This window comes from Chryseomicrobium excrementi (assembly GCF_002798305.1).
GTDB classification, from domain to species: domain Bacteria; phylum Bacillota; class Bacilli; order Bacillales_A; family Planococcaceae; genus Chryseomicrobium; species Chryseomicrobium excrementi.
In genome coordinates this window covers 511,743-524,351 of record NZ_PCGR01000001.1, presented here as the reverse complement: position 1 = coordinate 524,351, position 12,609 = coordinate 511,743, and the positions used below count along the sequence as shown (strand labels likewise).

The 12,609-nt window shown below is 40.9% G+C and carries 13 protein-coding genes and 1 riboswitch; of the genes, 11 read left to right on the top strand and 2 right to left on the bottom strand.

The genetic code is table 11. The features are described 5' to 3' along the window. Window positions 1-124: 124 nt before the first annotated feature. The 5 genes from CQS04_RS02660 (at window position 125) to CQS04_RS02640 (ending at window position 5,341) form a co-directional block, all read left to right on the top strand. A complete protein-coding gene (locus tag CQS04_RS02660) occupies window positions 125-841 on the top strand; it encodes a response regulator transcription factor (RefSeq protein WP_100352652.1) in 717 nt (238 codons plus the stop codon). Then, a complete protein-coding gene (locus CQS04_RS02655; RefSeq protein WP_100352651.1) occupies window positions 834-2,597 on the top strand; it encodes an ATP-binding protein in 1,764 nt (587 codons plus the stop codon). The genes CQS04_RS02660 and CQS04_RS02655 overlap by 8 nt, the downstream gene beginning before the upstream one ends. A 47-nt stretch (window positions 2,598-2,644) precedes the next feature. Continuing rightward, window positions 2,645-3,181: an RNA polymerase sigma factor SigX gene (locus tag CQS04_RS02650; protein ID WP_100352650.1), complete on the top strand. Its 537-nt coding sequence runs from the start codon at window positions 2,645-2,647 to the stop codon at window positions 3,179-3,181. Next, window positions 3,171-4,397, top strand: coding sequence for a hypothetical protein (locus CQS04_RS02645; RefSeq protein ID WP_100352649.1), 1,227 nt, complete (start codon window positions 3,171-3,173; stop codon window positions 4,395-4,397). Before CQS04_RS02650 ends, CQS04_RS02645 begins: the two co-directional genes overlap by 11 nt. 77 nt (window positions 4,398-4,474) lie before the next feature. Beyond that, window positions 4,475-4,601: riboswitch (FMN riboswitch) on the top strand. Window positions 4,602-4,756: 155 nt separating this feature from the next. Beyond that, window positions 4,757-5,341, top strand: a complete 585-nt coding sequence (locus tag CQS04_RS02640; protein ID WP_100352648.1) for an ECF transporter S component — start codon at window positions 4,757-4,759, stop codon at window positions 5,339-5,341. 42 nt (window positions 5,342-5,383) lie between these two features. On the opposite strand, the gene CQS04_RS02635 is transcribed toward CQS04_RS02640, so the two are convergent. Further along, window positions 5,384-5,632 carry a ferredoxin gene (locus CQS04_RS02635; RefSeq protein WP_100352647.1) on the bottom strand — a complete coding sequence of 83 codons (249 nt, stop codon included), beginning with the start codon at window positions 5,630-5,632 and terminating at the stop codon, window positions 5,384-5,386. 100 nt (window positions 5,633-5,732) lie between these two features. Between CQS04_RS02635 and CQS04_RS02630 the strand changes: the two genes are divergently transcribed. The 5 genes from CQS04_RS02630 to CQS04_RS02610 all read left to right on the top strand — a co-directional run bounded on the left by CQS04_RS02630 (window position 5,733) and on the right by CQS04_RS02610 (window position 10,562). Next, a complete protein-coding gene (locus tag CQS04_RS02630; RefSeq protein WP_165775438.1) occupies window positions 5,733-6,746 on the top strand; it encodes a YpbB family protein in 1,014 nt (337 codons plus the stop codon). Beyond that, on the top strand, window positions 6,739-8,145 hold the full coding sequence (locus CQS04_RS02625) for a RecQ family ATP-dependent DNA helicase (RefSeq protein ID WP_100352645.1): 1,407 nt from the start codon (window positions 6,739-6,741) through the stop codon (window positions 8,143-8,145). The genes CQS04_RS02630 and CQS04_RS02625 overlap by 8 nt, the downstream gene beginning before the upstream one ends. 67 nt (window positions 8,146-8,212) lie before the next feature. Beyond that, complete coding sequence (locus CQS04_RS02620) at window positions 8,213-8,791, top strand: LysM peptidoglycan-binding domain-containing protein (protein ID WP_100352644.1); 579 nt, start codon at window positions 8,213-8,215, stop codon at window positions 8,789-8,791. A gap of 53 nt (window positions 8,792-8,844) precedes the next feature. Beyond that, window positions 8,845-9,588, top strand: a complete 744-nt coding sequence (locus CQS04_RS02615; RefSeq protein WP_100352643.1) for a metallophosphoesterase — start codon at window positions 8,845-8,847, stop codon at window positions 9,586-9,588. A 5-nt stretch (window positions 9,589-9,593) separates the two neighbouring features. Beyond that, complete coding sequence (locus tag CQS04_RS02610; RefSeq protein WP_100352993.1) at window positions 9,594-10,562, top strand: YpdA family putative bacillithiol disulfide reductase; 969 nt, start codon at window positions 9,594-9,596, stop codon at window positions 10,560-10,562. A 241-nt stretch (window positions 10,563-10,803) separates the two neighbouring features. On the opposite strand, the gene CQS04_RS02605 is transcribed toward CQS04_RS02610, so the two are convergent. Further along, the gene (locus tag CQS04_RS02605; protein WP_100352642.1) at window positions 10,804-11,784 is read right to left on the bottom strand and encodes an asparaginase; all 981 of its coding nucleotides are present in this window, start codon (window positions 11,782-11,784) and stop codon (window positions 10,804-10,806) included. A 64-nt stretch (window positions 11,785-11,848) separates the two neighbouring features. Between CQS04_RS02605 and prsW the strand changes: the two genes are divergently transcribed. Further along, entirely contained in the window at window positions 11,849-12,538 is a 690-nt protein-coding gene (gene prsW, locus CQS04_RS02600; protein WP_100352641.1) for a glutamic-type intramembrane protease PrsW, read from the top strand. The last annotated feature ends 71 nt before the right edge of the window (window positions 12,539-12,609 follow it).

Genomic DNA, 12,609 nt, shown 5'->3' with positions numbered 1-12,609 from the left:
AAAGCTGTCACAGTGATGTGGCAGCTTTTTCTATGGAACATACATGCTCTTAGTTAGTTTGATTTCATTGTCAGGTCATGTACAATATGAATAGATACAGGAACTTCACAAAAGGAGTGTCGATATGTCAGAATCAGTAAAACTGTTAGTTGTGGATGACGAAGAAAGGATTCGTCGTTTATTAAAAATGTATTTAGAGCGTGAAGGCTACGAAATTACAGAAGCAGAGAACGGGGAGCAAGCCGTTGAACTTGCATCTGAACAAGATTTTCATGCGATTTTGTTAGATATCATGATGCCTATCAAAGATGGTTTAGAAGCAATGAAAGAAATTCGAGAGATTAGTGCAACTCCTATCTTATTACTGACTGCTAAAGGGGAGGAAGCCAACCGAGTGGAAGGCTTTGAATTAGGTGCTGACGATTATATTGTCAAACCGTTCAGCCCACGTGAAGTGGTACTTCGAGTAAAAGCTGTGTTGAGACGTTCTGCAACGGTCGTGTCGTCTTCGTCTTCTTCTGTCAGCAAAGATATTGTGATTTTCCCTCATTTAACAATTGATCACGATGCACACCGTGTAACTGCCGATGGCACAGAAGTTAGCTTAACTCCTAAAGAATATGAGCTACTTTACTTCTTAGCAAAATCTCCTGATAAAGTTTTCGACAGGGAACAGCTGTTGAAAGAAGTCTGGCATTACGATTTCTTTGGAGATCTACGTACCGTAGATACACATGTAAAGCGTTTACGTGAAAAACTTAACCGTGTATCTGAAAATGCAGCAAAGATGATTGTAACGGTTTGGGGCGTCGGCTATAAGTTCGAGGTCGTCAATGAATAGAATATGGAACAGTGTGGTCGGGAAGCTATGGGGAACCATTATGCTTCTCGTTCTCTTTGTATTATTTATTGTTACTGTTTTAATGCTTGAGTTTTTGGAAGATTTTCACACGCAACAAGCCGAAAACAAATTACGCCAAGAGGCCTCTTTGATTTCAAATATCTTTAATGACCAGAACTCCATTGATTATCCGCTTATCCAGGAAATTTTAGCTGATGAGACCAATTTGATGATCTACTCTGAAGATAGACAGATTCAGGAAACCATCCATGCTGGACTAGGAGAACTTGAGACTCAGGAAAAGTTAGAGTCAAATGAGTTGTTTGGAAGAGCGTTTGATACCGAGCAGCCTGCTCTTAAAACGATGCTATTGCCTTCATTGACGGAACAAAATCGTATGGAGAATTATTTAGTTCTCGCTTATCCATTAGAAAATACGAATCCCCATGGTGTAGTGTTTATCTATCAAAGTTTAAAAGAAGTGAACAATACTTCTAATCAGACAACGAAAATTGTCTTTCTTTCTGGATTTCTCGCCATGGTGTTGACTACCTTATTATCCTTTTTCTTATCCACACGAATCACCTCTCCTCTTCGCAAAATGCGAGAAGGTGCCCATGAGCTAGCAAAAGGAAACTTTCACACGCGTGTTCCTTCTTCGCAAAGAGATGAAATTGGAGAACTTGGTGCCGCCTTCAACCGAATGGGCATGCAAATCAAACATAATGTTGAAGTGATTAATCAAGAAAAAGAGCAATTATCTAACATACTGTCTTCCATGACAGATGCTGTAATTACATTCAATAAAGATGCTTCTATCTTATTAAGCAATCCACCAGCTGATGAATTGCTTAGAAGGTGGTCTTCGCATGCTGAAGATCCAAGCTCACCGCTTCCAGCAGCATTGTTACATATGCTAGAGCATACGGTTGAGAATGAAGAGGAGCTCGAAGAGGAGTTTGAACTTGACTCACATTATTACAATATCAGTCTCTCGTTGCTGTATTCGAAAGATACAGTTCGAGGAGCAGTTGCTGTCATTCGAGATATGACAGAGCAACACCGCCTTGATAAGATGCGCAGTGATTTTATCGCGAATGTCAGCCACGAACTCCGCACGCCGATTGCTATGCTTCAAGGTTATAGTGAAGCAATTTTAGATGAAGTGGTCGAAACAGAGGAAGAAAAGAAAGAAATGATTCGGATCATTTCTGATGAGTCAAACCGAATGGGACGTCTTGTAACGGAACTTCTCGATCTCGCAAGACTCGAGTCAGGATATTTACGAATTTACCAACAGCCTCTTCCTATTGTGAAATCTGTGGAACGGATGACTGCAAAATTCAGTCAAAAGGCAAAAGAGAAAGACATTCAGCTTACGTTTTCAACTGACGCATCTGCAGACACTTTGATCTATGCAGATGAAGACCGGATTGAACAAGTCATTACCAATTTAGTGGATAATGCTCTCCGTCACACCGAAGCGCATGGAACAGTTAAGGTAAGTGTGAAAAATTCTACAACTCATGTACGAATCATCATTCAAGATTCTGGATATGGAATTCCTAAAGAAGATTTACCGTATGTGTTTGAGCGATTTTATAAAGCTGACAAAGCTCGTACACGAGGAAAAGGCGGAACGGGACTAGGGCTTGCAATCGCTAAAAATATTATTGACCGTCACGACGGTGCTATCTGGGTAGAGAGTGAATTAGGTGAGGGAACGTCTTTCATAGTGGAGATAAAAAAGATGTAACTTATTTTGAATTCAAACGACTAATGATTTGAACGGGGGGAAGTACCATGAATGACTCCGTTTTTCACCGAATCTATGATTCGTACCATCAGGACTTATTCCAGTTTCTGATTTATTTGGTGCAAAACAGACAAGTGGCTGAGGATTTAACGCAAGAAGTCTATATCCGTGTTCTTAGGTCCTACGATTCTTTTCAAGGAAACAGCTCAGAGAAGACCTGGCTATTTTCTATCGCCAAAAATGTGGCTATTGATCACTTCAGAAAACAGAATGTGCGAAAGAAAAGAGTCTTTGACTCCTTTGATTGGGAGGCAATCCAATTAACTTCTCCCGATATGAGGCCTGAACAAGTTGTGCAATTAGATGAAGAGAAATCACAGTTGCTGCACTACTTAAACTCATGTACGGGGGATCAAAAAATGGTCATCGTGTTGCGTTACTTTCAACAACTTTCGATTCAAGAAACCGCAACTGCTCTTGGGTGGACGGAATCTAAGGTGAAGACTACACAACACCGCGCTATTGCAAATTTAAAAAGATTCATGTCAAATGTACGAGAGGGGGAAATGATCTATGACAAATGAAAAATATACAGATCATGATGTAGAGCAACTCCTCAACTCCATGCCGAAACAAGTGGATTTAAGAGCAAAGGAAGACGTTTGGAATGCCATTAAGAAACAGTCTATGGCACCCAAACAAAAGAAATCAAAACCTTGGTTACCGGCAGTTATTACAGTCGCTGCATTATTTGTTCTCGTATTGTTTGTCCAGTCATTGCTCACCACACTGGATTCCACTAACATGGAAAGCGCCACGGAGATGTCCTTAAATGACATGTCAGAAGGGTCATCTGGCGCAACTGAGAACAGCGGTGAAACCGCTGATTCATCAGCATCAATGGCAACGGAAGAATCAGAGGAAGAAGTAGACGCGGAATCCGCAAAAAGCTTTGGTATGCAGTTTGCACAAGATGCCCATTTGGTCTTCGCAGAAGACCCTTTGCTTCAAAATCATACTGCCGTACCGTTCTCACTAAGTTATCAAGCGGTAGCATTCCCTGTAACGCTCTTGATTCCTAACGAGCGGATTCAGGAAGATTTTCCGGATGGGTTTCCGACACAGCTAGAGCTTTACGAAGCATATAGTACTGAAATTGATGAACAAGCACTAGGTTTTGATGAGTATCTTCCATTACAAGGTACTGTTGTCGAATCAGAACGAGGATTAGAAATCACACTGCCAGAGGATCATCCATACGATATGGCATCTGCTACTTCAGAAGTCTACTTCAATACGTTACAGAATCTATTTAGCAAGAACTATTTACAAGCGTATCTTTTAGATGAGGAAGGACAGCCCCTCGAATGGGATCAAGTAGGACCTCTTACAGATCCAATAGAACTTTCAGCAACAGGTCTAGCCTATAGTCCCATACAAAATGCGATAGGCGAAGATTACTTAGTACCTTATCCAAGAACTTCTTATGACTCATTTGAGATCGCTCTAAATGAACTACAGGCTCCTGAGAATTCGGTGGTAGAACCGATATTACCGTCATCTATTGCGTATGTATTAGAAGAGACGGAAGATACTGTGACATTTGTTTTTGATGAGACGTTAACTGCCGATTCGATGCCACGACGAGATCTTGTCGTCATGATAGAGTCTTTAATTGCTACAGCTGCATCGTTTAATAAAGCGGTAATTTTTGAAAACTGGGATCCCGCAATTTACCCACTGCCAGAAGACACTCGGTCTCTTGTTGGCGTGAATAAAATTGTATTACCGTCACAATAAGCTTACGTATTGCACGACTTTGCACGGTCTGCTATGATAAATAGTGGATACAGTAGTATGTATAATTTCATTATATGATTCATCTTCGGGGCAGGGTGCAATTCCCGACCGGCGGAAATGACGAAAGTCTAGCCCGCGAGCCGCAAGGCAGATTCTGGTGAGATTCCAGAGCCGACAGTACAGTCTGGATGGGAGAAGGTGAAGGTGCAGCGTTGATGTGATCTCAAACGCTTATTTAAGTGTACCTTTCTCCCTTAAGTCGATTTCGGCTTAAGGGTTTTGTTTTTACATGCAAATAAGCGCACAGACAACGTTAGCCTTTCCTCTTGTGAAGTGAATCGCAAAAGGAGCGGAAAGTCATGTTTAAAAGCAACACACGCAAACTCATTGCGGTGGCTATGCTAAGTAGCTTGTCATTTATTTTAATGTTACTTGCATTTCCATTGCCAGCACTGCCAGCTTATTTGAAAGTCGACTTCAGTGATGTACCTGCATTAATTGCAGCCATTACGATGGGACCCGTCGCTGGGATCGCAGTAGCATTTTTAAAGAACGTATTAGATTGGTTCTTCTCAGGAAGTCCAACTGGTGTTCCTGTAGGTCACATGGCGAACTTTGTGACATCTATTTTATTCATCACACCAGTTTATTTGATTTACAAAAAGGTCACTTCTTCTAAAGGCATGTACCTTGGATTAGTAGCAGGAACAGTATCTATGGCAATTGGAATGACCCTACTGAACTACTTAGTGTTTCTACCAATGTACGCTTACTTCTTGAACTTCCCAATGGAGACAGGATCAGCGTTAATGAACACATTAGTTTATGGAATTTTACCTTTTAATCTAATTAAAGGTGCCTTTATTACCGTTGTGATGGTACTTGTATTCAAGAAACTGAAACCTTATTTAGATAAAGTCAGCCAGTCTTATCAGCTGACATAAGTAAAGGCTCGTCTAGAATTCTAGACGAGCCTTTACTCTTTTCTATTCGTATTTCAAAGCGTCGCCATCAAATGACTCATCAGCAACTTTAATAGAATCTGTTGGACATCCTTCAAACGCATCTTCCATATCCTCTAATAGCTCTTCTGGAATAGCTACCGTCCCCGTGTTATCATCAAGAATAACAAAGGCAATTCCTTCATCATCATAATCATAAATATCTGGTGCTGCAGCGCCACATGCACCACATGCGATGCAGGTATCTTTATCAACGATTGTATATTTAGCCATTATGGTCTCTCCTTTTTCTCGCAAATCAACGTCTACGTTTCATTTTAAAGCTCATTACCTTGCATTTCAACCATTAAACGTTCAGATACCGAGGTGTTCTATGTTTTTTCAACAACTTTTAGTCTATCTGTTTTATCAATTAAATGGAGAGCGCTCTGCAATGGCTCCTTATTATATTTTAAAAGGAAAGAAGTCGGGACAGACTCTACAAGATATTCATTACTATAAAGTGCAAGGATTTTTCGGCATCGGTGTAGACCTCACGAAAGACATGTATCAGCAAGAACTAGACAGTCTTGTGAAAGCTGGATGGATTACTTCATTAGATTCGCCTAATGTTACTGAAGTAGGGTATAAGAATCTGGAAGACTTTAATTCTCACTTTCAAACTGGGGTGCTTGGCCCCGATTGTGTACATTTTGAGAAAAAACTTCAATTACTAGTCCAGATCAGTTCTAATGTCTTGCACGAAAATCGTAGGTACATCCCAATCATTGCGGAGGAGCCTATTCAAAGAGACATCAAACAATTTATTGCGTCACAAGCAAGTATTCAACAAGTTGCAGAAGACACAAAACAGGCTGTTCTCGACTTTATTCACCAAACAACATTTACAGAAAAACAACGGAATTTATTTGTTTTCCGGTTATCTGGGTTTGAAGTGACGGGGTGGACATGGTCACAGCTTGCAGACATGTTAGTGCTTCGCAAACTGGACTGTCAGTATCTGTTCCGAGATTTACTGGTTCAGTTCATGACGTATCTGGAGAAAACGCACTCACCGCTCTCCCAATTAGTGGATCGACCTTTAGTTTTGACGGAAACGGCAGGTGTGACTAAACGGTATTTACAGAACCAACTTTCGCTTGAACAAATAGCAGCTGCTCGTCGACTAAAAACAAGTACGATAGAAGACCATTTTGTGGAAATTGCTTCAATTGAAGGAGGTCACTTCTTTACTGAATTACTGTCTCCAGAACAATGCGATAGAATTTTTGACGTTCAAAAGCAGCTTCAGACGCATAAGCTCAAGGAACTGCGCGAAGAGCTACCTGAATTCAGCTATTTCCAAATTCGATTAGCTCTTGCGATAGGAGGTGCTTCAAATGATTGATCTTGAACAAGAATTAGTAAGGCGCTTCGGTTTTACTTCATTTCGACCAGGACAAAAAGAAGTAATTGAACAGTTTATTTCAGGACAAGATGTGTTAGGAGTATTGCCGACTGGTACTGGTAAATCTATGTTATTTCAATTTCCAACAAGTTATATGAGTGGGACAGTCATTATCCTATCTCCTTTAGTGTCTTTGATGACCGATCAAGTTCAACAACTCAAATTTCGAGGTGAAAGGAAAGTTGTCGCGTTCACCTCATTTCAAACTCGAGCAGAAAGGGACTATGCACTTCGGAACATCAACAGCTATCACTATATATTTGTATCGCCTGAAAGTTTGCAAAACCGAGAGCTTCAAAAAGCTTTGCTATCGATTCACGTTGCCTATTTTGTTTTTGACGAAGCACACTGTCTTGTGCAGTGGGGCATGGATTTTAGACCAGATTATTTACGTGCAGCGGAGTGGATACATACCAATTTTACTAAACAAATTTTAGCATTGACGGCAACAGCAACAAAGAAAACCAGGAAATTAATTAAAGAAACGCTACATCGTCCTAAAATGGAAGAGATTGTTCGATCTGTGGACCGTCCAAGTATTGCATTGCAAACGATTCAAGTAGAATCTGATGTGGAACGTTTTGATGAGATGACACGTCTCATAAAACAGTACGGAGGGCCAGGGATTTTATATACGCAATCGAGGAAACGTGCAGAAGACTATTCATGGGAGCTGAAAAAACTTGGTATTCGTTGTGCCGCTTATCATGGAGGTATGGAGTCTATAGACCGGTCACTTATTCAGCAACAGTTCAGCAGTGGGGAACTAGAATGGATCTGTGCAACCAATGCATTCGGAATGGGAATCCATAAAGAAAACATTCGCCAAGTCCTGCATGATCATATTCCGACATCGCTCTCCAATTATCTACAGGAATTTGGGCGTGCTTCTCGGGACGGAAAACAGTCGCTCGCTTCCTTATTCTATACAGATGACGACTATCGAAAAAGTTTGTTTTTAGCTACAGCGGATTTACCTGATCAACAAGATATAGAACACTTTTCACAAAGTGTCGAGCTTGACGAGCAGAAGATGAAAGTTTTGTCCTATTGGAAATCGAGACTTTCTGTGGCTGAACAACACCAACTGTTTGACAGACTCAAAGTATCAAAACAACAAAACATTTTAGAACTGTATAAAATCATTGCAGGACAGAAGTGTTTAAGAGAGGGTATCGGAAATGCATTTGGGGAGTCGGGTCTACCGAAACCGACATTCTGTTGCAATAAATGCCAGTCCCTTGAAGCGATAGAAATGGTTAAAGAGTCAACTCACGATAAGGATGAAATAGATCAGACTAGTATGTATGAAAAACGTCTAAAGCAATTATTCCCTTAAGATTCATTTACTTTCCCGTGGAATTTCGGCATAATTAGACAAAAGAAGGCATTCGGGGGAAACCATCATGGCGAACAATGACTACCAAAAAAAATTAGAAGAGCACCGCAAACCGATTGAAGAGCCAGAGACACTTAGTAGACGGTCGCGTCATGTAAAGAAGAAGAAAAAGAAATCTTCGGCTAAACCAAAAAACTGGTTTTTGCCAACTCTCTTTACTATTGGAATCGTACTTCCTGTCATTTTATTCATTTACGCGTATTTCTTTTATGATCCAATGGCAAACGAACGCCCAGATAACCAACAAGTTGTTCAACTTGATGTCAAGCCAGTTACTCCGGTAGAGCAAGAACAGGAACAGACTGAGGAGGAACCTGCGGAAGATCAAGTAGAACCAACTGAATCACAAGATGCATCTGAACAGGAACAGTCTGAAGAGCAACCGGTAGTAGAGGAAGAAGAGGAAGAACAACCTGTTGAAGAGCCGGTGCAACCACAGCGAACGCATACGGTCCAATCATCTGAAACGCTCTACCGAATTGCAATGAACTATTACAATGATCCATCAGCAGTCGAGAGGATCAAACAAGCCAACAATCTAACATCCAACGAAATCAGTGTCGGTCAAGTATTAGTACTGCCATAAGTGCTCGCTCCTTTTGGGGCGAGTTCTTGTTTTTCTAAGAAAGAAGGGACCCTATGTTACCACTAGTACTTAAGTCATCCTTGTCTACTCTTCGATATATGACGTGGCTTGCACATGAACATAATGTAACTATTCATCAATTACAAACAACTAAATTTACTGGACGAGCTAAAGTCCTTTTTATTTCAGATATTCACAGAAGAAATCTTTCTGCCAAGTTACTAAAGAAACTCCCTACAGATATTGATGCGGTGCTAATAGGGGGAGATCTAACAGAGGGTGGCGTACCGCTAAAGAGGACAGCTAAGATCATCAACAAGCTTTCTTCACTTGCACCGAGTTATTATGTGTTTGGAAATAATGACAGAGAAGTGGGTGAGGCTGCTCTAACAGCACTACTCGAAGCCAACAACGTAAAAGTGCTGACGAACTTCTCTCTACTTCATCCCTATATTCCGATGCAAATTGTTGGGATTGACGATGCATATACTGGTACAGTAGATATAGAGAAAGCATTCCAACGAGTACAACCTGATCTATTTACAGTATTTATGAGCCATTCTCCCTTGTATTTTTCAAAATTAGATTCTTTTTCTCAAGTAGATCTAGCTGTTGCAGGTCATCATCATGGCGGTCAAATTCGCTTTCTAAAATGGGGCTTACAGGATCTCGGAGAATTTAAAAGAAAAGGTCATAGATATGAATTGATTAGCAATGGGTACGGTACGACAGCGCTTCCTTTTCGTCTTGGAGCGGAGAGTGAAGTGCATATTGTTGAAATTGAAGGAAAGAAGTGACAAGTGTGAACTACGATGTGATTATTATTGGTGGAGGTCCTTGTGGGCTTGCTGCTGCAATCGCAGTGAAAGAAAAAGGGCTCTCTTACGTGTGTATCGAAAAAGGGAACATTGTAAATGCTATTTATAACTATCCAACCCATCAAACTTTTTTTAGTACAAGTGAGAAATTAGCGATCGGGGATGTGCCCTTCATTGTGGAACAACGAAAACCAAAACGCAACCAGGCACTCGTCTACTATCGAGAAGTAGTCAAACAAAAAAAGTTGCAAATCAATACATTTGAGACAGTAGAAAAAGTATCTCGAGTGAATGAACTGTTCCAAGTAAATACTACTAAAGATAGTTACGTGGCGCCAAATATTATTTTAGCGACGGGTTATTACGATCAACCAAATCTAATGGACATTCCTGGTGAGGAATTGCCACACGTTTCTCATTATTTTAAAGAGGGCCACCCCTATTTCAACCAGCAAGTAGTCGTCATCGGAGGAAAGAATTCTGCGATTGATGCGGCTCTTGAACTAAACAAAGCAGGAGCGTCTGTTCACGTCGTATATAGAGGGTCTGACTATTCTCCAAGCATCAAACCTTGGGTGTTGCCTGAGTTCGAAGGTGCCGTAAAGCAAGGTGAGATTCAAATGCATTTTGATACTGAAGTAGTGAAGATAACCGAAAGGGAGCTAACCGTGTTACAGAATGGTGTGGAGAAAAAACTACCAGCTGACTTTGTTTTCGCTATGACGGGCTATCATCCGAACCGCTATTTTCTTCATGCTTTAGGTATCGAGTTTGATAAGGAAACGGGAAGACCGTTCTTGAACGAAGAAACCATGGAGACGAATGTTTCAGGAGTTTATATTGCTGGCGTCATTGCAGCAGGGAACAATGCAAACGAAATTTTCATTGAAAACGGCCGTTTTCACGGTGAATTGATTGCTAGAGATCTAGCAAATAAAATAAAAACTACTTAACACCAAAAAGGCATCTACTCTCAAATTGTTGAGTAGATGCCTTTTTGCCAAATGCGCTTTCCAATCCACATCGGCAGTTTACAAGATTTCTGGACAGTTGGCTTTACATCTAAAAGGAATCGAGGTGCGAACGCCAGAAATCCCCATCAATACCATTCACCCCAACCGAGACTAAATGCATATCAATTGGTGCGCCTGGCGTTGATGAAATTTTTAAGAACGGCGTTCTACACATCTAAAATCATTCCGCTGGATAATGAAAAAAGTCATCTAACGCTTGACTAGGATTCTCTTGATGCAATGCAGCAAGTAAGGCAAGTCGAGCTTTTTGACCATTTAATCCATGAGCAAAGTGAACGCCACGATTCTTTAAATCTCGTCCACCGCCAGCATATCCATAGACGTCTAGCGCAATCCCATTAAAACAGCGAGATACCAAAACGACAGGAATCTGTTGTTGTTGAAGCAAGTCAATCTCAGCTACCAGGGCGGGAGGCACATTCCCTTGACCAAGACCTTCTAAAATCAATCCATCAAAACCGCTAGAACATACGGCGCGGACAAGTTCTGGCTCCATTCCTGCATATACTTTTAATAGAGCCACCCGTTTTTTTAGATCGGTGATTGGTAAAAATGGAGTACGGTTCGGTCTATGGTGGAAATGAATTATGGTTTTCGTGATGTGACCTATAGGACCATAGGATGGCGATTGAAAGGTTGAGACATTGCTAGTGTGCGTTTTTGTAACATTTTCGGCTGTATGGATCTCATCATTTAACACCACTAGGACGCCTATTTCGCGGGCACTCTTGTGCAAGGCGACTCTAGCTGCACCTAATAAATTATAAACCCCATCTGCTCCCAACTCGTTTGAAGAACGCATGGCTCCCGTCATAACGATAGGTATATCCGTGTGTAGAGTTAAATCTAAAAAATACGCTGTCTCCTCAAGTGTATCCGTTCCGTGAGTAATGACGACACCGTCAAATGAAGTTTTCTCAAGTTCCTGCACAATCACATTTTTCAACTCGAGCATATGTGCAGGTGTCATGTGAGGGGAAGGTAAATTAAATACTTCAATTTCTTTTATTCTGGCGAGAGCTGCAAGTTTATCAAGTTCAGCAGTCAAAGGATTGATAGCAGAGGGCATGACAGCTGTGCTTTTTTCGTCTGCATGCATAGAGATAGTTCCACCGGTATGTAGTACTAATAAATTTTTCATTTTCACACCCCTTAAATAAAATGGTACGATAAGAGTATAGTACCACAAGAGAGGGGGAGGAAAAGTGTTCATAGTGTTTACAGTGGCCATAGCTCCTTCTCTAGCGTTACTTAGTTATTTTTATTTACGTAGAGAAATTGAATCGGAACCGAGTCGTCTACTCTTTTATGCATTCATATATGGCGCTGTCTTAACTTTCCCGATTCTCTTTATTCAATACGTTGTTCAAGCAGAGACCGCTCTTACAGACACTTCGTTCTTTAGTGGAAGTTTATCTGCGCTACTTGAAGAATTTTTCAAATGGCTGATTCTGCTAGTAGCTATATTCAAACAGACCCGCTTTGCAGATCCTTATGATGGCATTTTATACGGAGCAAGTGTATCCCTAGGATTTGCTACAGTAGAGAACTTATTGTTTCTTGTGAGCTTTGGAATGAACGATGCGATTTTACGAGCTTTATTACCTGTTTCAAGCCACGCACTATTCGGTGTCGTGATGGGTTATTATTTAGGGAGAGCGCAATTTGTACAAGCGCGTCAGAAGACTCAGCTCGTACTAGCTTTATTAGCTCCATTGCTTTTGCACTTTTTATACAACGCTCTCATCTACACCGCTCAAGACCAAATTTTACTTTGGTCACTCTTTATGTTAGGCCTTTGGATAGTTGCACTGTCACGTGTCAAACAAGCGCACCTGTTATCTCGAAATTACCATTTAAAAAACCATCCTTTTCATAATTCCGAAACCAAATAATTTCTGGCCTCTGAGCATTTCAGAGGCTTTTTTGTATAGATTTCACAATTCATCACATGGTAACGAAAAAG